Origin of the sequence: Paenibacillus sp. FSL P2-0173, from assembly GCF_038008045.1 — a bacterium.
In the GTDB taxonomy this organism is placed as follows: Bacteria; Bacillota; Bacilli; order Paenibacillales; family Paenibacillaceae; genus Paenibacillus; species Paenibacillus polymyxa_B.
Genome location: NZ_JBBOYK010000001.1, coordinates 1,833,607 through 1,859,140, shown reverse-complemented (window position 1 = coordinate 1,859,140; position 25,534 = coordinate 1,833,607). Strand labels below are relative to the sequence as shown.

The window sequence follows — 25,534 nt, the reverse complement described above, 5'->3', positions numbered from 1 at the left end:
ACATATGCTGGAGTCGCCAATACTGATGCTTCGCGACCTCCCCCATGAAGAACGACCAAGAGAGCGCATGATGACATATGGGGCGGATGCCTTAAGCAACGCGGAGTTGCTGGCAATATTGCTGCGTACAGGAACGCAAAATGAGTCTTCGGTGCATTTAGCGCAGCGTATTTTGCAGCAGGCAGGAAATTTGCGTCAACTGGTGGATATGAGCTTGAGCGAGTTGACCCAGATTAAGGGCATTGGGGATGCTAAAGCGATACAGCTAAAAGCGGGTATCGAACTGGGGCGTCGATTAGCATTGTCTCGCCATTTGGAGACCCCGGTGATTAGTTGCCCGCGGGATGTGGCTGATCTGCTGTTTGAGCAGCTTCGTTATTTGCAGAAAGAGCATTTTGTATGCTTGTTCCTTAACACTAAAAATCATGTCATTGCTCAGGAAACACTATCTATGGGTAGCCTGAATTCTGCCATCGTGCATCCTCGTGAAGTATTTCGGGCAGCAATCAAATGCAGCAGTGCTTCAATCATTTGCGCTCATAACCATCCGAGCGGTGATCCGAAGCCAAGCCCGGAGGATGTTCAGTTGACTCGCCGCCTGATGGAAGCGGGCAACATCGTGGGTATCGACGTGCTTGATCATATTGTGATCGGGGACGGGACCTTTGTAAGTTTGAAGGAACAAGGTCTAATATAATATAATATTTAAATCAAACATTTAAACACGACCGGATAATCCGGCCTGAATAAACCGTTTATACATGGATAACAGATTTCAGGGAAGAGAAAAGGAGATTACATCATGCTGGGTGGCTTTACAAAAGATTTGGGAATAGACTTGGGGACGGCAAACACGCTTGTATACGTAAGAGGTAAAGGAATTGTGGTTCGTGAACCATCTGTAGTCGCTTTGCGTACAGATACAAAAACCATTGAGGCTGTTGGTGAATCTGCGAAAAAAATGATCGGTCGCACACCGGGAAATATACGTGCGATTCGTCCGATGAAGGACGGTGTCATTGCTGATTTTGATACGACAGCAACGATGATCAAATATTTTATCCGTCAGGCGCAAGCACAACGCTCTTTGTTTCCGCGCCATCCGAACGTGATGGTTTGTGTGCCTTCAGGCATTACTGCGGTGGAGCAGCGTGCTGTTGAAGATGCGACGAAGCAAGCAGGCGCAAGAGAGGCATATACGATAGAGGAGCCGTTTGCAGCAGCAATTGGCGCTGATCTTCCTGTATGGGAGCCTACAGGCAGTATGGTTGTCGATATCGGTGGAGGTACAACCGAAGTGGCAGTCATTTCCCTGGGCGGGATTGTAACAAGCCGCTCCGTGCGTGTGGCTGGCGATGAAATGGACGAGTCCATCATCCAATACGTGAAGCGCCAATACAATCTGATGATTGGTGAACGGACTTCAGAGCAACTGAAAATGGAAGTTGGTTCAGCTATGCCATTAGAGCAAGTGGAAACCTCAGAAATCCGCGGACGTGATCTGGTAACAGGTTTGCCGAAGACGATCACGATTACTTCTGATGAAATTAGCGAAGCGTTATCGGATACAGTCAATGCAATCGTGGATGCGGTCAAAGTAACACTGGAAAAATGCCCTCCCGAGTTGGCAGCGGACATCATGGATAGAGGAATCGTACTTACTGGTGGTGGAGCACTTCTGCGTAATCTGGACAAGCTGTTGGCAGGTGAAACCGGAATGCCGGTGATCGTAGCGGAAAATCCTCTGGATTGTGTGGCAATCGGTACAGGCAGAGCGCTGGAAAATATTCATTTGTTCAAATCGCGCAGCAGTTCTGCCGTCCGTTCCAAACGTTGAATCGGGGGTGTAGGAACTGTTTAAGCTGTTTGGCAATAAAAGACTATTTGTTCTATTGATCGGAATCGTTCTGTTTATTGCCCTTATGGGGATTACACTTGGACAGAGAAATTCCTTAACCTGGCCCGAGAAGTTCGCCAGAGATTCAATTGGCTTTGTGCAAGGTATCTTTTACAGGCCCGCTTCAGCAATAGCGGGCTTCTTTGAAGATATCGGAAATATGCGCAGCATCTACGAAGAAAATGAACGGTTAAAAATTGCTGTAGCAAAGCTGACTCGTGACCAGATTCAGACCCATAATTATGTTGAAACAAATGCCAGACTGCAGAATGAACTGAAGTTCACCCAAACGCAAAAGGCGAAGAATAATTATGATTATCGTGTTGCTCAAGTGAACAGTGTCAGCAATGATTCCAAAACGCTTGTGATCGATATTGGTGAGAAGGACGGAGCGAAGGTTGGTCAGGAAGTCAGTTCGCTTGAAGGATTTGTAGGAGTCATTAGTCAAACGGGGAATTTTACGTCCACCGTTACACTGTTGACTACATTGGATCCTAAAAATCCGAATTCTTATGCCATTGCAGCGACAGTCTTGGGCAAGGAAAATCAATCGTTTGGTATGATTGAAAGCTATGATCCGGGTACGAACAGATTTCAAATGACTCGCATTGAGGAAAAAGATCCAATCGCAAAGGGTGATCAGATTATTACGTCTGGCGCAGGCGGGAAATTCCGCAAAAACCTAATGATTGGAACGGTAGAGAAGATTCAGGTTGGAGAGTTTGGCAAAACACGGACAGCGATTATTAAACCGGCAGCCAGCTTTGTGGATTGGAAAGAATTGCTCATCCTCTACACTCCTGAGGTACCGGAATAATGAAGATGCGCGGTCAGGTTCTAATACTGCTGCTGTTTGTACTGTTTATAGCTGAAGGGACGATTCTTCCATGGCTTCTTCCGGATAGTTGGCATTCAAGAATGGTTCCGAATTTTGTGTATGTCGTGATCTTGTTTGTGTCTGTGTATTACAGCCGTCATACAGCATTGGTGCTAGGTATTGTTTTTGGACTTATTCATGATGTAGTGTTCTACGGGTTTATCATTGGACCTTATTCTTTTGCAATGGGGTTGTCTGCATACTTATTGGGGCTTGTTTTTACAGCTCGACGTGCGCAGATGCCCATTATGATGGCAGCCGTGTTGATTGGTAGTTTCCTGCTGGATTCTATGCTATTTGCTATTGATCAGTTGTTCCAGCTGAATCATCAGACTTTCAATTGGGCACTTGCTCAGTATATGATTCCTGATTTATTTATCCATTTTCTGTTCGCCCTCATCATTTATGTCCCAGTTCGCAAGCAATTGCAGCGTTTGGGTACCCGTGTGAAAAAGGAAGAGGCTGTCTAGGTCTTTTTACACACATTTTGTCCGGGTTAGCAGGGATTTGACGTCCCGGGGACGAAATGATTGAGATAGGAGGGACAGGCTAATGGCGGTGAAATCGAATCATGTCACGATTAAAGGCATCAAAGATGGCCTGGTATTCCTGCTGGACGATCAATGCGAGTTTGAGGATTTGCTGGGTGAGCTGCGTTTTAAGCTGGAGCACAGTCATCAAAATATTTTAACAGGCCCGATCATTCATGTGGATATTAAGCTGGGAAGCCGAGAAGTGACAGAGGAACAGAAGGAAAGTATTCTGGAGATTTTGAAGCAGAAGGGGAATCTGCTCATCAGGTCTGTAGAATCACCTGGACTGCCTGTGGAAGTGCAGGGAAAGCCCCCTATTCACACGGTGACAGGGATTATCCGTTCTGGTCAAGTGCTTCATCACAATGGGAACCTACTCTTTTTGGGAGATGTAAACCCGGGTGGAATTATAACATGTACTGGTGATATTTATGTCCTCGGCGCTTTGCGAGGCATGGCGCATGCAGGGATGGAGGGAAATAGTGAAGCGATTATTGCGGCTTCCTATTTTGCACCGACACAGCTGCGAATTTCCGAAATGATCAGCCGTCCACCAGACGAATGGGAGACACGTGAATCCGGTATGGAATTTGCGTATCTCAAGGATGGCGCTATGCAAATAGATAAAATGAGCAATATTGTGCGTCTGGGCCGCGATTTTAACGTGTTCAAAGGGGTGTAGCACATGGGAGAGGCTATCGTCGTCACTTCAGGAAAAGGCGGCGTCGGCAAAACGACGACGTCAGCCAATATAGGAACAGCGCTTGCACTGCTCGGCAAAAAGGTATGTTTGGTGGATACGGATATCGGTTTGCGTAATCTAGACGTTGTGATGGGTCTGGAAAACCGGATTATTTACGACCTTGTTGATGTAGCGGAAGGTCGTTGCCGTTTAAATCAGGCACTGGTTAAGGACAAGCGTTTTGAGGAGCTGTATATGCTGCCAGCCGCTCAAACCAAGGACAAGAGTGCTGTTACGCCGGAGCAGGTTAAGGATATTATTTTGGAGCTTAAAAAGGATTTTGAATATATATTGATCGACTGCCCTGCGGGTATTGAACAAGGCTTTAAAAATGCCATTGCCGGAGCGGATCAGGCCATTGTTGTGACCACTCCGGAAAATGCAGCCGTACGCGATGCAGACCGGGTAATTGGTTTACTGGAAAGCTCACATGTGATATCACCCAAGTTGGTGGTTAACCGCATTCGCAATAGCATGGTTAAATCCGGAGATATGCTGGATATTGACGGGATTTTACAAGTGCTTAGCATAGACCTTATTGGGATTGTGCCGGATGATGAAATGGTAATTAAAGCAGCTAATACAGGGGAGCCTACCGTTATGAATCCAGATTCACAGGCCGCGATTGCTTACCGTAACATTGCGAGACGGATTTTGGGCGATACAGTGCCCCTCATGCAGCTAGACCAGAAGAAAAGCGTGATGACACGCTTTAAGAAGTTTTTTGGTATGGGTGGATGAGGAAAACAGGAAGTTATGGCTGGTAAATTGCTTCCACACTTCCTACGTGATTTTCCATTGGTTCTAAGGTAGGCGCTGTAGTAGTATTCATTTGTAATACTAGACACTTAAATAAGTAGTAATCTTATTTAAGTGTTTTTGGTTTGTTTTTTAAATTTCCATAATACAGTTTCTCAAAATTTAGGGTCACTACATAAATATCATAAATACAAAACATAACCGGTGCGCTAGCGCCGGTTTTTTTTGATTTTTAGGTGCGTATTCCCGAACCAGACAACATAAGTTGAAGCCCGTCCTCATAAGATGTATCAAACATACCTCGCTGAGGGAGCTGAACAGGATGAATAAAAATTCCGGAATCAAGCAGCGCAGAGAAGAACGTATACAGCAGCTAATCGCGGGAAGCAAAGCGGAGACGTATCCCTCTGGCATATATCAGAACAGGCACGGGGATAAAGATATGAAGTCGATGCCTATAGTCAGTGCCAACTCGCCCAGAGACCCAGAAACTGAGTGGAAAAATGAGCGGCAACGCTGGCAGCAATCTTTTGGGACGAATCGTGGTCCGTCTTTTTGGACTTCCTTTTGGCGAAGATCAGTCATAGCAACGGTGTTATTTGGAATGGTATGGGGAATGTTTCGTTGGGATATTCCCTATGCAGTGAATTTGAGAATGTTTATTGCGGATGCCTTGAATAAGGATATGGATTTTGCAGCCGTCGGACAATGGTATGAAACTTATTTTGACGGAGCTCCTTCCTTTTTGCCGATTTTTGGCGAGGAGCATGAAACGCACAAGGTTGATGCAAGTCGAAAGGGATCTCCACCGATCGAAGGCAACATAACACAGCCTTTTGTACTGAGCCTTAAAGGAGTAGAAATTACGCCGAATGTTACCGACAACGGGGCAATCGCTGTTAAAAGTATAGATGCAGGACGAGTATTAGACATATTAAATCATCCCAAAAGCGGGATTTCGGTTACAGTTCGACACACTGGCGGTATCACAGCAACTTACGGAAGGCTTTCCCGCTCTACCTTAAAAGTGAACGACTGGGTTCAGGAGGGAGATGAGATCGGTGTACTGCCAGCAAGTCACAGTGGCAGCGAGGCGGCAACTTTGTTTTTGGCAGTTCAGAGAGGGGATCAATACATTGACCCGTCGGAAGTGGTAGCCCTTGATTAATGTCCGAGGGGTGACCTTATCATTACATCCACTGTTTGTATTGGTTATGCTGACCTCTATATTAACTGGACATTTTATCGAGATCATAACTTTATTTACATTGGTGTTTATTCATGAGCTAGGTCATGCGACAGCTGCTTCGTTGTTGGGCGCGCGGGTGCTTTCCATACAGATGTTACCCTTTGGAGGAGTGGCGGTCATTGAGGATCAGGGGAAGCTCAATGCGTGGAAGGAGATTGTCATTGCGCTAGCGGGGCCCCTGCAAAACGGAATCATGATCATCATCCTTTTGTGGTTCAGAAATGTGAGTGGGCTGGAGTATGATTATGTAAATTATATAATTCAGGGGAATGCAGTTATTGCACTGTTTAATTTGCTGCCCATTTTACCACTTGATGGTGGAAAAATATTACAGTCATTGATTAGCTTATCTTGTTCTTATCACCGCACATTAGTGTGGACTTTTAGAGCCAGTATCGTAACGAGTCTGCTATTTTGTATGTATGGTATTTCACCGTTGTTAAGGCAAAATGGACCTATGCATTTAAATCTGCTGGCGGTAGGGATTTTTTTGCTTTATTCTAATATTGTGGATTATCGGAATATCCCTTACCGTTTTATACGGTTTTTGCTGGGGAGGGACGAGCTTTTTTACCGCGAAGTAGCTAAGGGGAGTATTGCCTTACCTATTGTATCCCTGCCAGTGAAACATTTGGAGCCTATTTTGCGTCTTTTCAGAAGAGATCGGTATCATATGGTTTATGTTATGAATGAACAGGGACGGATTGTAGCCGTACTGCCGGAGCAACGTCTTATTCGCTCTTATTTTGCGACACGCCCGCCAGATGGTGGAGAACCCAAGCCCAAATAATGTTTTATGAGTTAAGGAAGAGGCTGTATCCAGAGAGGTTGAAAAACCATGAAGCAAATGATTGTACAATGCCAGCAGCAGATGACCCAAATGGCGCTGTTGGAAGAGGGACGATTGGTTGAATATGCGGCTGAATTACCGCGAAAACGGGGAATTCTAGGTTCTTTTTTCAAAGCGAGGGTGGTCAATGTGCTACCAGGTATGCAAGCCGCCTTTGTTGACATTGGACAGCGAAAGAATGCCTTTTTGTATGTAGATGACGTACTTCATGCTCATTTGGACAAGCAGCCGGAGGTAAAGCCATCCATTTCAGAAGTGTTAAAGGTGGGGCAGGAAATTGTAGTGCAGGTATTAAAAGAGGCTGTTGGTAGCAAGGGAGCCAGGGTCACCACTCATTTTTCACTTCCGGGTCGCTGGATCGTATATATGCCCCGTGCTGATTATGTGGCCGTATCCAAGAAGATCGAACGTGAGGGCGAACGTACCCGTTTGAAAGCAATGGGAGAGCAGCTACGCACAAGTGAGGAAGGACTCATAATCCGTACCGTTTCGGAAGACATGAGTATAGAGGCGATTGAAAATGATTTAAATCAACTGCGTAAGCAGTGGGCGGCTATTCAGCGTAAAGCTGGTGAACACTCGGCTCCGTGCGAATTACATCGGGATTTAAGTATCGTTCAGCGATTGATTAGGGATGTGTTTACACCTGAACAGGATGAACTGGTTATTGACAGTGAAGAGCAAGCAAAGGACGCAGAAATAATGCTGCAACAGATTGGTCCTGCGAAAGCTCATGTAAGTATATTTCGTGGTGCAGAAGAAACAATTTTTAAAGCTTATGGCATTCATGAGCAGCTGGAACGCGATTTTGCGCGAAAGATATGGTTGCAGGGCGGCGGTTATATTGTCATTGATCATACGGAGGCATTAACCGTCATTGATGTGAATACGGGGAAGTTTACGGGAGGCAGTAATCTGGAAGAGACGGTGACCCAGACTAACATTGAAGCAGCCGAAGAGATTGCCCGCCTGGTACGTGTGCGTGATATTGGTGGTATCATCATCATTGATTTTATTGACATGGAACAAGAGGAGAATCGTCGGGAAGTATCCTCTGTGCTGGAAGCAAGATTGAAGAAGGATCGGACCAAATCTTATGTTGTCGGTTGGACGCGGTTAGGTTTGCTGGAAATGACCCGTAAAAAAGTGCGTGAGGAAAAGACGCTCGTGTAGAGCGGTGCGAAACCAAAAATCATTTTAAAACTAAAGGTTGAATGTGTACAAAGCTTGTGCTACAATCATTTAGTATGTGTGATGCGTAAGATTGGCTGCACATGCTGTAACCGCTCCAATCAGGTACTGAAGTACAGTATCCTAAGGGAATCTGTCACCTGCTATTAGGCGAGTCTGAGACATAAGGAGGTGCAAGCAAATGTACGCAATTATCGAAACAGGTGGTAAGCAATACAAAGTTCAAGAGGGCGACGTATTGTTCATCGAGAAGTTGGAAGCTAATGATGGTGAAACTGTAACGTTCGATCGTGTTCTGGCAGTGTCCGGCGACAATGGCTTGACAGCAGGTACACCGCTTCTTTCTGGAGCTTCTGTAACAGCTAAAGTTGAGAAGCATGGTCAAGGTCAAAAGGTCATCGTATACAAATACAAACCTAAAAAGAACTACCATGTGAAGCAAGGTCATCGTCAACCGTACACGAAAGTGACGATTGAAAAAATCCAAGCGTAAGAGGGTGCGATAAGTGATTATCGTGCGTATTACACGACTGGAGGATGGCAGCATACAGGGGTTTTCCGTTAAAGGGCATGCGAATTTCGCTAAATCTGGCGAGGATATCGTATGTGCTGGCGTTTCAGCGGTAACGGTAGGAACTGTCAATTCGATTGGAGCTCTTACGGACGTTGAGATGGAAACGGAAATGGAAAACGGCTTTTTAAGCGCGTATCTTTCTCCTGAAAGTTATCATGATGCGAACGCACAGGTTCAACTGTTGCTGGAGTCCATGGTGATTATGCTGACAAGTATTGCTGAATCATACGGTAAGTATATTCAAATAGAAAATAATCAAAGAAGGAGGTAGACATCATGTTGAAATTGACATTGGATCTTCAATTATTCGCATCGAAAAAAGGTGTAGGTTCCACAAAAAACGGACGTGACAGTAGATCGAAACGTCTTGGAGTGAAACGTGCTGACGGTCAAGCAGTTACCGGCGGTAGCATCCTGGTTCGTCAACGCGGAACGAAAATTCACCCGGGCACGAACGTGGGCATCGGTAAGGACGACACTCTGTTCGCGAAAGTGGACGGCGTTGTGAAGTTCGAACGTTGGGGCCGTGATCGCAAAAAGGTGAGCATCTACCCGATCGACGTTGCTCCAGTAGCAGCTACTGTAGAAGCTTAATAGCGGCTTAGACACGCTGAAAAGCCTCCGGCACTTTTGTCGGAGGCTTTTTTGCATGATGGTAATGAACTGGAAAGTTAGTCTGTGCTATACTGGATTAAGGTTCTTTAATAATCCATTTAATTTCGCAGAACGGAGAGAAGCCATGTTCCAGCGGATAAGAGCGCCTTATCTGGCGTTGGGTTCCATTCTGATTCCTTTGGTTTTTTCACTGCTCTATCCTGAAGTATTAACGATTATCTTATTAGCAGTATGGTCTGTAGTTGCTGCATGCTTTGGTATGTGGTATACGCAAAGACAGGTCGAGTATGAGCGGAAAGCTGCTTTGCGTTCTTTTGAGCGTACAGCGATTTCAATGCTTAACCATCATCGGCATGACTGGATGAATGACTTGCAAGTGCTTTATGGATATATTCGTATGAATAAGCATGATAAATCTGTTGCTTATGTGGAAACAATAAAAGGGCGCGTGGCGGAAGACAGTAAAATATCTAAGTTGGGTATTCCCTCACTGGTGTTTTATTTGCAGTCTTTTCGCGTGAACGCCGGTAATTTACAGTTGTCGGTACAGGTTGAGGAGCAGTTAAAGTTAGACGCTGTCATGTCTCCCGAAGACGGCGAGTCGCTTGCCTCGGCCGTCATAGAAACGGTGCGTGCGTATCAATATGGCGGGGGCCGGTCGTCCTGGGGAGAAGTGCGCAGATTGACACTTTTTTTCGGTATGGATCAGAATGATGTTATCGTCCGTTTTGAAGGAAGTGACATACCTGCGGATTTGAATATCCTGAAGCGGGTCAGATCCGTACTCGGAAGTGAACGCATTCGAACAGAGAAGCTCCCTACGGGCGAAATGTTTCAAATTCGGATGCAGTGCCAGACATAAGGAAGGTGTAACCATGTTTGTAGATAAAGCGAAGATTTTTGTTAAAGGCGGTGACGGTGGGGACGGATTAATTGCGTTTCGCCGTGAGAAATACGTTCCTGAAGGTGGCCCAGGTGGTGGTGACGGAGGGAACGGTGGAGACGTAATTTTCCGTGTAGATGAGGGTTTGCGTACCTTGATGGATTTTCGGTACCAACGTCATTTTAAAGCCCAACGTGGAGTGAAAGGTCGTAACAAAAGCCAACACGGAGCCAATGCGGAGCACATGATCGTACGTATACCACCGGGAACGGTCATCATAGATGATGATACTGGTGAAGTAGTAGCAGATATGACACGTCATGGTCAACAAGTCGTCGTAGCTAAAGGAGGACGCGGAGGACGCGGGAACATCCGTTTTGCTACACCGAATAATCCAGCGCCTGAGTTGGCTGAGAACGGCGCAGAGGGACAAGAACGTTATATCACGCTTGAGTTAAAAGTAATGGCTGACGTAGGTTTGGTCGGGTTCCCTAGTGTAGGGAAGTCTACCTTGTTGTCGGTTGTATCTTCCGCAAAACCGAAAATTGGGGCATACCACTTTACAACGATTACTCCGAATTTGGGCGTTGTGGATGTGGGGGATCATCGTAACTTTGTGATGGCGGATTTGCCTGGTTTGATTGAAGGAGCTCATGAAGGTATTGGGCTGGGACATGAATTTCTGCGGCACATTGAGCGGACGCGTATTATTATCCATGTCGTGGATATGGCGGGCTCCGAAGGACGTGATCCGTTTGAAGATTGGACTAAAATTAACGACGAATTGAAGCAATATAATGCAACATTGGCTGAGCGTCCACAAATTGTGGCGGCCAATAAAATGGATATGCCGGAGGCGGAAGAAAACCTGACTCACTTTAAAGAGCAGATTGCTTCTATACGTCCTGATCTTGAAATCATGCCTATTTCCTCACTGACACGTCAAGGTGTGAAGGAACTGCTCTACCGGGCTGCTGATTTGCTGGATCAAATACCGGACGAGCCGGTTGTTGAGGAAGTAGCAGAAGTCAATGAACGTAAGGTATTTAAGCTGGATACAGCAGAAGACGATGGCTTTACAATTGTGCGTGAAAACGACACATTCGTGGTGCAGAGCCCTAAAATTGAGCGCATGATGAAGCGCATGCAGTTGAACTCGCATGATGCCATTTTGAAATTAGCAAGAACGTTACGCCATATGGGTGTGGATGCTGAGTTACGCAAGCGCGGCGCCAAAGATGGTACATCTGTACGCATTGCTGATTTCGAGTTCGAATTTGTTGAAGGCAGCAGCTACTACTAAATTTCAAATAAAGGTCTAAAACCTGAACGGTTACTGTACTATAGGAAACTCTATAGAAGGCAGTAGCCGTTTTTTGCATTGTTTGCTTGCCGATTTTCAAGAGTTTCGATATAATGTCCTCTATACAAAAACATAAGTCTTTGAGGAGAGGACGTTCTTGAAAGAGCGCTATTACTTGGTACGGGAAGATATTTTGCCTGAAGCTATTGTTAAGACCATACAGGTGAAACTGCTGCTGGCTTCAGGAGATGTTAAAACCGTGCATGATGCCGTGGAGCAAGTTGGGCTAAGCCGGAGCGCCTTTTATAAATATAAGGATGGCATACATTTGGTTAACCAGCTGGAGCGTGAGCGAATTGTCAATATCTCTATTGATTTAGAGCATCAATCCGGAATGTTGTCCAGGGTGCTTGGCAGAGTGGCTGATTTCGGAGGCAATGTGTTGACGATCCAGCAAAGTATTCCACTGCAAGGCAGAGCCAACGTAGTCATCTCGGTAGAAATGTCCAGACTCAGTGAAGAGTTGGGTGTTCTACTTGAGGGCTTGGAAGATATCTCTGGAGTTAAACGTGTTCGCCTGATTGGGCAGGGTTAAGGCAGTACAGTTCATTAGACATAAGTTCGCGGGAGGGGAATGGATGAAACCGGTCAAAGTAGGATTGTTAGGTTTGGGGACGGTTGGAACGGGAGTCGTTCGAATCGTAGAAGGCAATCAGGAAGACTTGAGCAGACAAGTCGGTTCACCGATCATCATTGAAAAAATAGCTGTAAAAAACATAGAAAAATATCGTTCTATTGAAGTGGAGACAGCCAAGCTTACTGAGGACCCATGGGAAGTTATTCGGGACCCTGAAATTGATGTAATTATTGAAGTCATGGGCGGCGTTGATCAGACGAAGGAGTACATTCTTGAAGCGCTGGAGCGGGGGAAACACATCGTAACAGCAAATAAGGACTTAATGGCTTTGCACGGTTCTGAAGTATTAGCAAAGGCGCAGGAAAAGCAGTGTGATATTTTTTATGAAGCTAGTGTAGCAGGTGGTATCCCGATCATTCGTACATTAATTGAAGGCTTCTCCTCCGATCGCATTACCCGCATTATGGGGATTGTGAACGGTACGACAAACTTTATTTTAACAAAAATGAGTCAGGAAGGGGCCTCGTACGAGGAAGTTCTCAAGGAAGCGCAGGAGCTTGGGTATGCTGAATCGGATCCGACCTCAGACGTGGAAGGACTGGATGCAGCTCGTAAAATGGCAATTCTCGGCACGCTTGGTTTCCGCTCTAATGTAGAGCTCAAGGATGTAAGTGTCAGCGGCATTTCAAAGGTAACCAGTGAAGATATTGCTTTTGCTAAAAAACTAGGATATGAAATGAAATTGCTCGGGATTGCAGAGCGCCAAGGTGATGAATTTACGATTAACGTTCAGCCGACTATGGTACGCAAGCAGCATCCATTGGCTTCGGTGAACGGGGTATTCAATGCGGTGTATGTGCATGGTGAAGCAGTGGGTGAAACCATGTTTTATGGTGCGGGTGCAGGTGAAATGCCGACGGCAACATCGGTTGTAGCCGATTTAGTAGCTGTAGTGAAAAATCTCAAACTTGGTGTCAATGGGCTTAAAGCCATCGTTCCTTACAATCCCAAAAAAATTAGTAACGATGAAGATGTGTATTTCAAAAACTTCGTGCTTCTGCATGTGGATGATAAAGCAGGGGTGTTGGCACGGATTACGCAAGTATTTGCTGAATTTGATGTCAGTCTGGCATCTGTTGTGCAGCAACCGAATGAGGTTAACCCCGATGCTGAAATTATTATCGTGACTCATTTAGCCAGTAAAGCGAGTATGAAAAAGGTTTTGGAGCATTTTGAAACTTTGGACGTCATCCGTCGCATCAAGAGCGTATATCGAGTAGAGGGATAGTCAATAAAAGCAGGAGGAATTGTCTGTATGACCGTTTTAAAAACAGCAAGAGTGCGTGTGCCTGCGAGTACGGCCAACTTGGGTCCCGGCTTTGATACATTGGGCATGGCATTGTCCTTATATGCATGGATTGAAATGAAGGAGGCCGAACAGACGGCTTTTCATTTATACGGAAATGAAATGAATGGTGTTCCCCAAGATAAAACTAATCTGATTTTCAAGGTAGCACAAATGGTTTTTCGGGAAGCAGGTGTATCTGTTCCTGAGCTCGATATTTCGATGTACTCGGATATTCCACTTACTCGTGGTTTGGGCAGTAGTGCTTCTGCCATTGTGGGCGCCTTGGTCGCTGCCAATACGTTGATTGGCTCACCTCTGCCGGATTCCAAACTGTTCGATATGGCAAGCGCCATTGAAAAACATCCGGATAATGTTGGAGCTTCCCTGTTTGGTGGTATTATTACAGCGATGTGGGATGGCGAGAATGCTAGGCATTTACGACTTGAACCGGATGCTAATCTGGAGGTTATGGTAGTTATTCCAGATTTTCAGCTATCCACGTCGAAAGCCAGAGAGGTTCTACCCGCGCATGTATCATTGAAGGATGCCGTATATAATATAAGTCATGCTTCCATGCTAGTAGCAGCATTGGCGTCGGGAAGAACCGATTTAATTGCCGAAGCGATGCGTGATCAGCTTCATCAGCCTTACCGTGCGGCGCTTGTGCCGGGTATGACAGAGATCCTGCAGGATGCGCACCATTATGGTGCCTTGGGTGTGGCTCTCAGTGGGGCTGGACCGACGCTGCTGGCATTGACGGATCAACGGGTGAATCGGAAAGCGGAGCTGGAGCAGTATTTAACGGATACCATGAACAAAGAGGGGATCACTGCTTCTGTTTTAAAATTGCGCCCTGAGAGTGAAGGAGTTAAAGTATATACAGAAGGGAATACACTCCCTTTTATGGATATGATTAAAGGGGAACTTATGATATGAAACGAATTGCACTTCTTCCTGAGGGGACCGTTTCTCATGAAGCGATTAAGTATTTGTTAGGAGATACGCCCCATGAATTACTGTTTTACAAGCATATTGCGGACGTATTTCAGGCAGTAGACAAGGGACAGGCAGACTATAGTGTAATTCCCATTGAAAATACGATTGATGGCTCTGTAAGTCTGCATATGGACTGGCTTGTACATGAAGTAGACATTCAAATGCAGGCGGAATGGGTATATCCTTCAATTCAAAATCTTATTGGACATCGTAGTGAGTTTACGAAGGATTTGGACAAGCTGGATTTGAGCAAAGTGGTCAAAATTATGTCTCATCCTGTAGCGCTTCCCCAGTGTAAAGAATTCATACAGGCTTCCGCTCCTCAGGCCGAGCTGGAGGGTGCAGGAAGTACGGCAGAAGCCGTCGAAATTGTTAAACATAACCCCGGTAAAGGCTGGACCGCTCTCGGAACCAAGCTCGCGGCTGCCAAACACGGATTGGATATTTTGGCCAGCAAAGTAACGGATCACGATAACAACTTTACCCGCTTTGTCTTGATCGGCCATCAACCTATAAGTCTCCCGGGTACACCTGAAGGTCAGCGAACCAGTATTTTGGTCACGCCACCGCAGGATTTCCCGGGAGCGCTGCATCAGGTTTTATCCGCATTTGCATGGCGCAGGTTAAATCTGTCCCGTATTGAATCGCGTCCGACCAAAAAGCAATTGGGGAATTATTATTTTTACATTGAAGTTTTGGAATCTCTGCATTCCGTTCTGCTTCCGGCAGCCTTTGCAGAGATTGAGGCTTTGGGATGCCATGTACGTATTCTTGGCTCTTATCCAAGTTACAAGTATGTTGAAGCAGCGATCGAACCTATTTTAAAGGAACATTAATCGGAGGTGTGGTTTTAATGGCAGAACAATGGATCTATCTGGATGGGCAGCATGTGACTAAGGAAAACGCAAAGGTTTCCGTATATGATCATGGATTCTTGTACGGAGACGGTATATTTGAGGGCATTCGTATCTATAACGGGAATATTTTTAAATGTAAGGAGCACTTGGAGCGTCTGTATGATTCTGCGAAATCCATTCAGTTAAACATTCCGTTGTCTCCTGATGAGTTGTTGGAAGCAATGGCTGAAACGATTCGTCTTAACGAAATGCGTAACGGATATATCCGTCTGATTGTATCCCGAGGTGCAGGAAATCTAGGTTTAGATCCTCTTCGTTGTGCGAAGGCGAGTGTCATCATTATCGTGGAACAGCTCGCCATTTACCCGGAAGAAGCTTACTTGACTGGCCTGAAGACAATTTCTGTCTCTCAGCGTCGCAACATCCCAGATGCTTTGAATCCGAAGATTAAATCATTGAACTATCTCAACAATATCCTCGTGAAGATCCAGTCTAACTATGCTGGTGTAGGTGAGGCTATTATGCTCAATTCCCAAGGGTATGTGACAGAAGGCTCTGCGGACAACATTTTCATTGTCAAAAATGGAGTGTTATATACACCTCCTTGCTATTTGGGAGCGCTTGAAGGGATTACTCGTAATGCTATTATCGATTTGTGTACTAAGCTTGGATACCCCCTTAAGGAACAACCTTTTACACTGCATGATGTATATGTTGCGGACGAGGTGTTTTTTACAGGAACTGCGGCAGAAGTTATTGCAGCTTATGAAGTGGATGGTCGTACGATCGGCTCCGGTGTTGCTGGCCCAGTGACTTTGGAGCTCCTGGCTGAGTTCCGGAAGATCGTGGATAAGGATGGCTACAAAGTGTGGCAGGACTAAAATAAAACCGAATCCTTTTAGCTGAATGCTCGTGAGAGTATTCGGTTGAGAGGATTTTTTTGTTTGTATGGGGTCATTCGCCCGGGAGGTGCATAGGATGTAATAACAGAAGCCGGGCGTTTATCCCGCCCGAACGAAAGTCTAGGAGGTTTGTGACCTGTGAAAATACACATCGTCAAAAAAGGTGACACTCTGTACTTGCTGGCACAGAAGTATAATGTGACGCTGGAGAAAGTTATTGCCGCCAATCCCCAATTGGCAGACCCTAATCAGTTGAGCATCGGCGAGAAAATTAAAATTCCAACAGACCCTGTTACGATGGAAACACAGCCGTCAACGGTATATCAACACAAGGTTAAGCAAGGAGATTCATTGTGGAAGTTGTCCAAGGCGTGGAATGTACCGCTTAAGCTAATTATTGATGCCAATTCCCAGCTTAAAAACCCGAACGCACTTCTGGTTGGAGAAACAGTTAATATTCCACACTACAAAGAAGAGGCGTCTGATTTTACTGAGAATAAAAAAAATACCGCAGTCAAAGAAGAGATGACACAGCCTAAACCTGAATCCCCAACCAAGCAAGAAATTACCCAGCCCAAGGCGGAGTTGACGCAGCCTAAGCAGGAGAATATGCCTAGCCCTAAAGAAGAGATGACACAGCCAAAAGAAACAGTGAATCCTCCTAAGCTTCCTGAATTAAAACTGCCTGAAGTTCCTATGGCACCCGTAAATCCTGCTCCACCTCAAATGCAGCCCATAGTTACCCAACCGATTGCATCTAAGCCACAGCTTCCTACAACTGTTGTGAAGCAACCTGTAGCTGAAAAATTTTGCGGCTGCACAAAATCGGAGCCGATGGTAAATTCCGAGTGGTCGATACAACAGCCGACATTTGATTATAGCCCACAAATAAATGCAATGCCGAACTCGTGGTATCCGGGGATTGGGTCTCCACAAACTTTGGGGAATGCGCCTATAAATACCTCCTTAGCAGAATATGCCTCTCCTACTGTAGTTTCTGATCAGGGCTATCATCATGAATGTGAGCATCCATGGTGCTGGGGGCCTGTGCAGACATCACCCATAAATGCCTATCCAACACCTTATCCTGCCTATTCAGATTGCTGCGCCCCCGGATATTATCCGAGTCATGAGGCGTCTGAAAATGCATCCTACCCTGTCTATCCTCCCTTTATCCATCAAGGGCATCCGCAGCAGTATCCAGAGAGTACAGTCCAGGGCAGTCAATGGAGCCAGGCATGGGGAGGACCTCAATATGGTTTGCCTGCGGGTGGAAACGTGTCCGACTATAGCCAGCTACAAGGACAACAATCTGCGAATTCCCCTTATCATCCGTTTGCGCATGGGAATGCACCTATGTATCCATTAGAGGGATATACAACCCCCTATATGTTTATGCCAGACTGTGGATGCCGGGAAGATAACGTCCAGTCGGCACCAGCAATTCCAGGAACGCAGGAGATGGGTAACAATCTGACTATTGCATCCCAAAATGAAGTTGTTTCTTCTTCTAAACCAAAGGAACGTAGCGTGCGTAAAGGTAAATCAAAAGACGGTTCTGGCGGTACATCCAAAGAAGAGACGTCCAAAGCCAAGGTTTCCAGTAAAAATGCTAGCAATAAGAAGCAAAAATCCCATAATTCAAGTGGAGGAGAACCCCGTTCCTCATCCTATAATGCTCGTTCGCGTAAAAATCCATGGATTAAGGACTGACGTGGCTAAATGTAAAAAGAGAGGGACCTCCTAGTAGTGCCCGGTTTTACTATTCATTAAGAGAAAGAAATGAATGTTAAAGAGACTGTTATTCTGCTTGTGGGAATAATGGTCTCTTTATTTAAATGCAGTGATTTAAAGATGAAAAAAGAATTCAAAAAAAGGTGTTGCTATTTAGCGTATTTATGTGGTATATTCTTATAGCTGTCTTTTACAAGATAGTTAGCAACACGAAAACAAAGCAGAATTGATTAAAAAATTCTCTTGAAAAAAAAGTGTTGCAAAGACGTAGAAAACATGATATATTATTTAAGTCGCCGCTGAGATGCGGTGGTGAAACAAAGTGAGACATTATGCAGGTTTGATCTTTGAAAACTGAACAACGAGTGAGTAAAATGATTTTGTTCGCAAAATCAAACAAGAGATATTTTATCTCGTCAGTTTCAAAATGAGCTTATCGCTCTTTCTATAAACCAACTTCGGTTGGTCTTTAATGGAGAGTTTGATCCTGGCTCAGGACGAACGCTGGCGGCGTGCCTAATACATGCAAGTCGAGCGGGGTTGATTAGAAGCTTGCTTCTAATCAACCTAGCGGCGGACGGGTGAGTAACACGTAGGCAACCTGCCCACAAGACAGGGATAACTACCGGAAACGGTAGCTAATACCCGATACATCCTTTTCCTGCATGGGAGAAGGAGGAAAGACGGAGCAATCTGTCACTTGTGGATGGGCCTGCGGCGCATTAGCTAGTTGGTGGGGTAAAGGCCTACCAAGGCGACGATGCGTAGCCGACCTGAGAGGGTGATCGGCCACACTGGGACTGAGACACGGCCCAGACTCCTACGGGAGGCAGCAGTAGGGAATCTTCCGCAATGGGCGAAAGCCTGACGGAGCAACGCCGCGTGAGTGATGAAGGTTTTCGGATCGTAAAGCTCTGTTGCCAGGGAAGAACGTCTTGTAGAGTAACTGCTACAAGAGTGACGGTACCTGAGAAGAAAGCCCCGGCTAACTACGTGCCAGCAGCCGCGGTAATACGTAGGGGGCAAGCGTTGTCCGGAATTATTGGGCGTAAAGCGCGCGCAGGCGGCTCTTTAAGTCTGGTGTTTAATCCCGAGGCTCAACTTCGGGTCGCACTGGAAACTGGGGAGCTTGAGTGCAGAAGAGGAGAGTGGAATTCCACGTGTAGCGGTGAAATGCGTAGATATGTGGAGGAACACCAGTGGCGAAGGCGACTCTCTGGGCTGTAACTGACGCTGAGGCGCGAAAGCGTGGGGAGCAAACAGGATTAGATACCCTGGTAGTCCACGCCGTAAACGATGAATGCTAGGTGTTAGGGGTTTCGATACCCTTGGTGCCGAAGTTAACACATTAAGCATTCCGCCTGGGGAGTACGGTCGCAAGACTGAAACTCAAAGGAATTGACGGGGACCCGCACAAGCAGTGGAGTATGTGGTTTAATTCGAAGCAACGCGAAGAACCTTACCAGGTCTTGACATCCCTCTGATCGGTCTAGAGATAGATCTTTCCTTCGGGACAGAGGAGACAGGTGGTGCATGGTTGTCGTCAGCTCGTGTCGTGAGATGTTGGGTTAAGTCCCGCAACGAGCGCAACCCTTATGCTTAGTTGCCAGCAGGTCAAGCTGGGCACTCTAAGCAGACTGCCGGTGACAAACCGGAGGAAGGTGGGGATGACGTCAAATCATCATGCCCCTTATGACCTGGGCTACACACGTACTACAATGGCCGGTACAACGGGAAGCGAAATCGCGAGGTGGAGCCAATCCTAGAAAAGCCGGTCTCAGTTCGGATTGTAGGCTGCAACTCGCCTACATGAAGTCGGAATTGCTAGTAATCGCGGATCAGCATGCCGCGGTGAATACGTTCCCGGGTCTTGTACACACCGCCCGTCACACCACGAGAGTTTACAACACCCGAAGTCGGTGGGGTAACCCGCAAGGGAGCCAGCCGCCGAAGGTGGGGTAGATGATTGGGGTGAAGTCGTAACAAGGTAGCCGTATCGGAAGGTGCGGCTGGATCACCTCCTTTCTATGGAGAATCGTTTCCTGCAACGGAAATATTCAAATAAGCAAGTACAATGTACCTGCGACCGGATATTCAATTCGGTTCATCACGTTCGTGTGAATGAAATGAATATCCTTAACTTACTCACTCGTTGTTCAGTTTTGAGAGCTCAAACTCTCAAGCTTCGACGAATGTTTCATTCACACATCCGTGTGGAACCGAAATATTCATCGGGTTTCGCTTCGAAGAAGCGAATTGCACCTTGAAAACTGGATACCGAAACGAAATTGCGTTTTAGAATATTCCTTTAAGCTGATCTTGTGTAAACAAGTGAAATAAAGGTAGCAGGTAAGGAAAGATCTTTTGCCTTTGGCAAAAATCATTCTTTATCGAACATCGACATTTTCTTTCTTTGAAAGAAAAGTCTAGGTTAAGCTACAAAGAGCACACGGAGGATGCCTAGGCGCCAGGAGCCGACGAAGGACGTGGCGAACAACGATAAAGCCTCGGGGAGCTGTAAGCAAGCTTTGATCCGGGGATGTCCGAATGGGGAAACCCGGCTGTCTTCATCGACAGTCACTTTCTGCTGAATACATAGGCAGAATAGAGGCAGACCAGGGGAACTGAAACATCTAAGTACCCTGAGGAAGAGAAAACAATAGTGATTCCGTCAGTAGCGGCGAGCGAACGCGGATTAGCCCAAACCAAGGAGCTTGCTCCTTGGGGTTGTGGGACGTCTCACATGGAGTTACAAAGGAACCGGTTAGATGAAGAGGTCTGGAAAGGCCCGCCAGAGAAGGTAAAAGCCCTGTAGTTCAAAACTTGTTCTCTCCGAGACGGATCCCGAGTAGTGCGGGGCACGTGAAACCCCGTATGAATCCGGCAGGACCATCTGCCAAGGCTAAATACTCCCTGGCGACCGATAGTGAAGCAGTACCGTGAGGGAAAGGTGAAAAGCACCCCGGAAGGGGAGTGAAATAGATCCTGAAACCGTGTGCTTACAAGAAGTCAGAGCCCGATCTATGGGTGATGGCGTGCCTTTTGTAGAATGAACCGGCGAGTTACGTTCCCGTGCAAGGTTAAGGTGAAGAGCTGAAGCCGCAGCGAAAGCGAGTCTGAATAGGGCGAATGAGTACGTGGACGTAGACCCGAAACCGGGTGATCTACCCCTGTCCAGGGTGAAGGTGCGGTAACACGCACTGGAGGCCCGAACCCACGCATGTTGAAAAATGCGGGGATGAGGTGGGGGTAGCGGAGAAATTCCAATCGAACCCGGAGATAGCTGGTTCTCCCCGAAATAGCTTTAGGGCTAGCCTCGGAAAAAAGAATCGTGGAGGTAGAGCACTGATTGGGTGCGGGGCCCGCAAGGGTTACCAAGCTCAGTCAAACTCCGAATGCCATAGATTTAGTTCCGGGAGTCAGACAGTGAGTGCTAAGATCCATTGTCGAAAGGGAAACAGCCCAGACCATCAGCTAAGGTCCCCAAGTGTGTGTTAAGTGGGAAAGGATGTGGAGTTGCACAGACAACCAGGATGTTGGCTTAGAAGCAGCCACCATTGAAAGAGTGCGTAATAGCTCACTGGTCGAGTGACTCTGCGCCGAAAATGTAACGGGGCTAAACACACCACCGAAGCTATGGCTTGATGCTTGCATCAGGGGTAGGGGAGCGTTGAATGCGGGTTGAAGGTGTACCGTAAGGAGCGCTGGACTGCATTCAAGTGAGAATGCCGGTATGAGTAACGAAAAGATCTGTGAGAATCAGATCCGCCGAAAGCCTAAGGGTTCCTGAGGAAGGTTCGTCCGCTCAGGGTAAGTCGGGACCTAAGGCGAGGCCGATAGGCGTAGTCGAAGGACAACAGGTCGAAATTCCTGTACCACCGTAATCCGTTATGAGCGATGGGGTGACGCAGTAGGGTAGTGACGCGGACTGATGGATGTCCGTCTAAGCAGTGAGGCTGGTGTGTAGGCAAATCCGCACATCGTTAAGGCTGGGCTGTGATGGGGAGCGAAAATTGTAGTAGCGAAGGTCATGATCTCAGACTGCCAAGAAAAGCCTCTAGCCAGGAGAAGGTGCCCGTACCGCAAACCGACACAGGTAGGCGAGAAGAGAATTCTAAGGCGCGCGGAAGAACTCTCGTTAAGGAACTCGGCAAAATGACCCCGTAACTTCGGGAGAAGGGGTGCCTCGGTAGGGTGAATAGCCCGAGGGGGCCGCAGTGAAAAGGCCCAAGCGACTGTTTAGCAAAAACACAGGTCTGTGCGAAGCCGCAAGGCGAAGTATACGGGCTGACGCCTGCCCGGTGCTGGAAGGTTAAGGGGAGTGGTAAGCCTTCGGGCGAAGCTATGAACCGAAGCCCCAGTAAACGGCGGCCGTAACTATAACGGTCCTAAGGTAGCGAAATTCCTTGTCAGGTAAATTCTGACCCGCACGAATGGCGTAACGACTTGGGCGCTGTCTCAACGAGAGATCCGGTGAAATTTTAATACCTGTGAAGATGCAGGTTACCCGCGACAAGACGGAAAGACCCCATGGAGCTTTACTGCAGCTTGATATTGAATTTGGGTACGATCTGTACAGGATAGGTGGGAGCCGTTGAATCTTGAGCGCCAGCTTGAGAGGAGGCATCCTTGGGATACCACCCTGATCGTATCTAGGTTCTAACTTGGTACCGTGATCCGGTGCGAGGACAGTGTCAGGTGGGCAGTTTGACTGGGGCGGTCGCCTCCTAAAGAGTAACGGAGGCGCCCCAAGGTTCCCTCAGAATGGTTGGAAATCATTCGAAGAGTGCAAAGGCAGAAGGGAGCTTGACTGCGAGACCTACAAGTCGAGCAGGGACGAAAGTCGGGCTTAGTGATCCGGTGGTACCGCATGGAAGGGCCATCGCTCAACGGATAAAAGCTACCCTGGGGATAACAGGCTTATCTCCCCCAAGAGTCCACATCGACGGGGAGGTTTGGCACCTCGATGTCGGCTCATCGCATCCTGGGGCTGAAGTAGGTCCCAAGGGTTGGGCTGTTCGCCCATTAAAGCGGTACGCGAGCTGGGTTCAGAACGTCGTGAGACAGTTCGGTCCCTATCTGTCGTGGGCGTAGGAAATTTGAGAGGAGCTGTCCTTAGTACGAGAGGACCGGGATGGACGTACCGCTGGTGTACCAGTTGTTCCGCCAGGAGCACCGCTGGGTAGCTATGTACGGAAGGGATAAGCGCTGAAAGCATCTAAGCGTGAAGCCCCCCTCAAGATGAGATTTCCCAATTAGTAAGACCCCTTGAAGACGACGAGGTAGATAGGTTGGGGGTGGAAGTGCAGTAATGCATGGAGCTGACCAATACTAATCGGTCGAGGGCTTATCCTAAATAAAACGCAAATGAGTTTCGGATCCAGTTTTCAGGGTGTAACCTTGAAGGTATGTACAAGTGACATACGACAAGCGCATGGCTATTCATTCACACGATATGTGATGAAGCGAATAACCGTACGATAGAATTTACGATGTAAATTCATGTTTGGTGGCGATAGCGGAGGGGTTCCACACGTACCCATCCCGAACACGACCGTTAAGCCCTCCAGCGCCGATGGTACTTGGACCGCAGGGTCCTGGGAGAGTAGGACGTCGCCAAGCAGAGCTTTATGATTAATATTCCCTGATAGCTCAGTTGGTAGAGCACTCGACTGTTAATCGAGTTGTCACAGGTTCGAGTCCTGTTCGGGGAGCCATATGGAGAGGTGTCCGAGTTGGCCGAAGGAGCACGATTGGAAATCGTGTAGGCGCCAAAAGCGTCTCGAGGGTTCGAATCCCTCTCTCTCCGCCATAATTATTTTATTGTATGGCCCGTTGGTCAAGGGGTTAAGACACCTCCCTTTCACGGAGGTAACAGGGGTTCGAATCCCCTACGGGTCATAAGTAGTATGGAGGCTTAGCTCAGCTGGGAGAGCATCTGCCTTACAAGCAGAGGGTCGGGGGTTCGAGCCCCTCAGCCTCCACCATTTATTTAAATAGCAGTCCCTAATATTATCGCGGGGTGGAGCAGTTCGGTAGCTCGTCGGGCTCATAACCCGAAGGTCGCAGGTTCAAATCCTGCCCCCGCAACCAATTAACTTTTGAATGTAAACTGCTATGGAACTGTGGTGTAGAGGCCTAACATGCCTGCCTGTCACGCAGGAGATCGCGGGTTCGAATCCCGTCAGTTCCGCCATTTTTACAAAGTTATATTACCCTGTTGGGAGCCATTAGCTCAGTTGGTAGAGCACCTGACTTTTAATCAGGGTGTCGAAGGTTCGAGTCCTTCATGGCTCACCATTCATGAACTTATATGTCATGGATATAATGATATTGCGGACGTGGCTCAGCGGTAGAGCATCGCCTTGCCAAGGCGAGGGTCGCGGGTTCGATTCCCGTCGTCCGCTCCATATTTGCGCCCTTAGCTCAGCTGGATAGAGCGTTTGACTACGAATCAAAAGGCCGGGAGTTCGAATCTCTCAGGGCGCGCCATTAACTTCATAAGCCGGTGTGGCGGAATTGGCAGACGCGCGCGACTCAAAATCGTGAGGGAAACCGTGGAGGTTCGAGTCCTCTCACCGGCATCTATTTCGGGATGTAGCTCAGCTTGGTAGAGCACCTGGTTTGGGACCAGGGGGTCGCATGTTCAAATCGTGTCATCCCGATTCAAAAGGAAAGTCGCTGGAAGCAGCGGCTTTTTTGTTATATTCATATCTTTTTGTATAAATCAGTAATCGTCAGGTCACACTAACACAAAAAGTGGGACGGAAGGGATTACTGTGAAGCGATTAAGTTGGAAAAAACAGATGAAACGGCGCTGGAAACAGTGGAGAAGAACAGTGTGGGCTTTTAGCATTTTTGGTGCGGCTTGTTTGCTGGCAGGGTTGGGTATTCTGTTTTCGAATTATTTGCAGGCTATGTTGTCACAGCCACTCGCTACTACCGTCATGGCAGAGGAGAGCGTGGAGGAGGCTTCACATCTGAGTCCAACTGAAGATCACTCCTCACAGACGCAACTATTGCAAAGTATTCGTGCTTCCGGTATAAGCAGGAAGACCCGTCTATTAACCACCTACGTGTGTGGTACGGAAACACTTTCCTTGGGAACACTAAGTTCACAGCAGCTAGAGACCTTACTGAAGCAACATCCCGATTGGAAGGGGCGACTTAATACCAAAGGAGAGGTGTGGCTGGAGCGCAGGGTGGAAGACTTGTCAGAGTCATGCAAAGAGCGTGGATACATGGGTTTGAGCACTGACGGCCAGCTTACATTGTATGAAGGGCTACCTAAAAGAGAAAAAGTTATCCGCACTTTTTTTCAATTGGATGTGGGTTCCATGGAGACGGCCTTGCCAGAAGGGGTGTATAAACAACTTCAGCAGGGGATCCGTGTACAGGATATAAATGAGTATAACAGTGTAATCTCCACTTTTAGTGACTTTGCCGTGGAGCGAACACAAAGGGTATTAAAGCAGCACTATTGATTACAACTACGGAGACGTTAGGCATTGCCCATGAGGTGAGGCTTGAAGCGTCTCTTTTTATGTTTTTACTCACGTTTAAATTTTTTCCTCTATTAGATACAAA

The 25,534-nt window shown here is 47.1% G+C and carries 21 protein-coding genes, 11 tRNA genes, 3 rRNA genes and 1 other annotated feature; all 35 genes read left to right on the top strand.

The features are described from left to right. Positions 1-4 precede the first annotated feature (4 nt). A complete protein-coding gene (radC, locus tag MKX30_RS08195) occupies positions 5-697 on the top strand; it encodes a RadC family protein (protein ID WP_025722728.1) in 693 nt (230 codons plus the stop codon). A gap of 105 nt (positions 698-802) precedes the next feature. Beyond that, positions 803-1,837 carry a rod shape-determining protein gene (locus tag MKX30_RS08190; RefSeq protein ID WP_013311600.1) on the top strand — a complete coding sequence of 345 codons (1,035 nt, stop codon included), beginning with the start codon at positions 803-805 and terminating at the stop codon, positions 1,835-1,837. A gap of 55 nt (positions 1,838-1,892) precedes the next feature. Then, positions 1,893-2,714 (top strand): rod shape-determining protein MreC, encoded by an 822-nt coding sequence (mreC, locus tag MKX30_RS08185; protein ID WP_023989952.1) that lies wholly within the window; start codon positions 1,893-1,895, stop codon positions 2,712-2,714. Further along, complete coding sequence (gene mreD, locus MKX30_RS08180) at positions 2,714-3,244, top strand: rod shape-determining protein MreD (protein WP_023989951.1); 531 nt, start codon at positions 2,714-2,716, stop codon at positions 3,242-3,244. The genes mreC and mreD overlap by 1 nt, the downstream gene beginning before the upstream one ends. Before the next feature lie 82 nt (positions 3,245-3,326). Then, positions 3,327-3,989: a septum site-determining protein MinC gene (minC, locus tag MKX30_RS08175; protein WP_013311597.1), complete on the top strand. Its 663-nt coding sequence runs from the start codon at positions 3,327-3,329 to the stop codon at positions 3,987-3,989. Between the two features lie 3 nt (positions 3,990-3,992). Further along, positions 3,993-4,790, top strand: coding sequence for a septum site-determining protein MinD (gene minD / locus MKX30_RS08170; RefSeq protein WP_013311596.1), 798 nt, complete (start codon positions 3,993-3,995; stop codon positions 4,788-4,790). A gap of 340 nt (positions 4,791-5,130) precedes the next feature. After that, on the top strand, positions 5,131-5,976 hold the full coding sequence (locus MKX30_RS08165) for a peptidoglycan DD-metalloendopeptidase family protein (RefSeq protein ID WP_023989950.1): 846 nt from the start codon (positions 5,131-5,133) through the stop codon (positions 5,974-5,976). Further along, positions 5,969-6,847, top strand: coding sequence for a M50 family metallopeptidase (locus MKX30_RS08160; protein ID WP_023989949.1), 879 nt, complete (start codon positions 5,969-5,971; stop codon positions 6,845-6,847). The genes MKX30_RS08165 and MKX30_RS08160 overlap by 8 nt, the downstream gene beginning before the upstream one ends. 48 nt (positions 6,848-6,895) lie before the next feature. Continuing rightward, entirely contained in the window at positions 6,896-8,080 is a 1,185-nt protein-coding gene (locus MKX30_RS08155) for an Rne/Rng family ribonuclease (RefSeq protein WP_341062708.1), read from the top strand. Positions 8,081-8,178: 98 nt separating this feature from the next. Further along, positions 8,179-8,266: a sequence feature (ribosomal protein L21 leader region), on the top strand. 13 nt (positions 8,267-8,279) lie between these two features. Continuing rightward, positions 8,280-8,591, top strand: coding sequence for a 50S ribosomal protein L21 (rplU, locus tag MKX30_RS08150; RefSeq protein ID WP_013311592.1), 312 nt, complete (start codon positions 8,280-8,282; stop codon positions 8,589-8,591). A 13-nt stretch (positions 8,592-8,604) separates the two neighbouring features. After that, positions 8,605-8,943, top strand: coding sequence for a ribosomal-processing cysteine protease Prp (locus MKX30_RS08145; protein ID WP_013311591.1), 339 nt, complete (start codon positions 8,605-8,607; stop codon positions 8,941-8,943). A 5-nt stretch (positions 8,944-8,948) separates the two neighbouring features. After that, positions 8,949-9,266, top strand: coding sequence for a 50S ribosomal protein L27 (gene rpmA / locus MKX30_RS08140; RefSeq protein ID WP_013311590.1), 318 nt, complete (start codon positions 8,949-8,951; stop codon positions 9,264-9,266). 145 nt (positions 9,267-9,411) lie between these two features. Next, complete coding sequence (locus tag MKX30_RS08135) at positions 9,412-10,149, top strand: Spo0B domain-containing protein (RefSeq protein WP_053326604.1); 738 nt, start codon at positions 9,412-9,414, stop codon at positions 10,147-10,149. Positions 10,150-10,162: 13 nt separating this feature from the next. Beyond that, entirely contained in the window at positions 10,163-11,473 is a 1,311-nt protein-coding gene (obgE, locus tag MKX30_RS08130; protein ID WP_023989945.1) for a GTPase ObgE, read from the top strand. Between the two features lie 157 nt (positions 11,474-11,630). Next, positions 11,631-12,068 (top strand): ACT domain-containing protein, encoded by a 438-nt coding sequence (locus tag MKX30_RS08125; protein WP_013311587.1) that lies wholly within the window; start codon positions 11,631-11,633, stop codon positions 12,066-12,068. Positions 12,069-12,111: 43 nt separating this feature from the next. Beyond that, on the top strand, positions 12,112-13,398 hold the full coding sequence (locus tag MKX30_RS08120) for a homoserine dehydrogenase (RefSeq protein WP_023989944.1): 1,287 nt from the start codon (positions 12,112-12,114) through the stop codon (positions 13,396-13,398). Positions 13,399-13,425: 27 nt separating this feature from the next. Then, on the top strand, positions 13,426-14,394 hold the full coding sequence (gene thrB / locus MKX30_RS08115) for a homoserine kinase (RefSeq protein WP_053325963.1): 969 nt from the start codon (positions 13,426-13,428) through the stop codon (positions 14,392-14,394). Further along, the gene (pheA, locus tag MKX30_RS08110) at positions 14,391-15,290 is read left to right on the top strand and encodes a prephenate dehydratase (RefSeq protein WP_023989942.1); all 900 of its coding nucleotides are present in this window, start codon (positions 14,391-14,393) and stop codon (positions 15,288-15,290) included. Before thrB ends, pheA begins: the two co-directional genes overlap by 4 nt. A 17-nt stretch (positions 15,291-15,307) precedes the next feature. Next, positions 15,308-16,192 carry a branched-chain-amino-acid transaminase gene (gene ilvE / locus MKX30_RS08105; protein WP_338532755.1) on the top strand — a complete coding sequence of 295 codons (885 nt, stop codon included), beginning with the start codon at positions 15,308-15,310 and terminating at the stop codon, positions 16,190-16,192. Between the two features lie 159 nt (positions 16,193-16,351). Next, positions 16,352-17,926 carry a LysM peptidoglycan-binding domain-containing protein gene (locus MKX30_RS08100; protein ID WP_341062707.1) on the top strand — a complete coding sequence of 525 codons (1,575 nt, stop codon included), beginning with the start codon at positions 16,352-16,354 and terminating at the stop codon, positions 17,924-17,926. Between the two features lie 490 nt (positions 17,927-18,416). Continuing rightward, positions 18,417-19,972: ribosomal RNA gene (locus MKX30_RS08095) — 16S ribosomal RNA — on the top strand. 404 nt (positions 19,973-20,376) lie between these two features. Further along, positions 20,377-23,302: ribosomal RNA gene (locus tag MKX30_RS08090) — 23S ribosomal RNA — on the top strand. A gap of 150 nt (positions 23,303-23,452) precedes the next feature. After that, positions 23,453-23,569: ribosomal RNA gene (gene rrf, locus MKX30_RS08085) — 5S ribosomal RNA — on the top strand. The 16S, 23S and 5S rRNA genes sit together here with 11 tRNA genes alongside, the layout of an rRNA operon. A 19-nt stretch (positions 23,570-23,588) precedes the next feature. Next, a tRNA-Asn gene (locus MKX30_RS08080) sits at positions 23,589-23,664 on the top strand. 3 nt (positions 23,665-23,667) lie between these two features. After that, positions 23,668-23,759: transfer RNA gene (locus MKX30_RS08075), tRNA-Ser, on the top strand. A gap of 17 nt (positions 23,760-23,776) precedes the next feature. Further along, positions 23,777-23,848: transfer RNA gene (locus tag MKX30_RS08070), tRNA-Glu, on the top strand. A 10-nt stretch (positions 23,849-23,858) separates the two neighbouring features. Next, positions 23,859-23,934 (top strand) — tRNA-Val (locus MKX30_RS08065). Positions 23,935-23,963: 29 nt separating this feature from the next. Then, positions 23,964-24,040 (top strand) — tRNA-Met (locus MKX30_RS08060). Positions 24,041-24,066: 26 nt separating this feature from the next. Further along, a tRNA-Asp gene (locus MKX30_RS08055) sits at positions 24,067-24,143 on the top strand. 28 nt (positions 24,144-24,171) lie between these two features. Next, a tRNA-Lys gene (locus tag MKX30_RS08050) sits at positions 24,172-24,247 on the top strand. A gap of 35 nt (positions 24,248-24,282) precedes the next feature. Beyond that, positions 24,283-24,357: transfer RNA gene (locus tag MKX30_RS08045), tRNA-Gly, on the top strand. A gap of 5 nt (positions 24,358-24,362) precedes the next feature. Then, a tRNA-Arg gene (locus MKX30_RS08040) sits at positions 24,363-24,439 on the top strand. A gap of 12 nt (positions 24,440-24,451) precedes the next feature. After that, positions 24,452-24,531, top strand: a tRNA-Leu gene (locus MKX30_RS08035). Between the two features lie 7 nt (positions 24,532-24,538). Then, positions 24,539-24,612: transfer RNA gene (locus MKX30_RS08030), tRNA-Pro, on the top strand. 114 nt (positions 24,613-24,726) lie between these two features. Then, positions 24,727-25,431 (top strand): BofC C-terminal domain-containing protein, encoded by a 705-nt coding sequence (locus MKX30_RS08025; RefSeq protein WP_341062706.1) that lies wholly within the window; start codon positions 24,727-24,729, stop codon positions 25,429-25,431. Positions 25,432-25,534 lie beyond the last annotated feature (103 nt).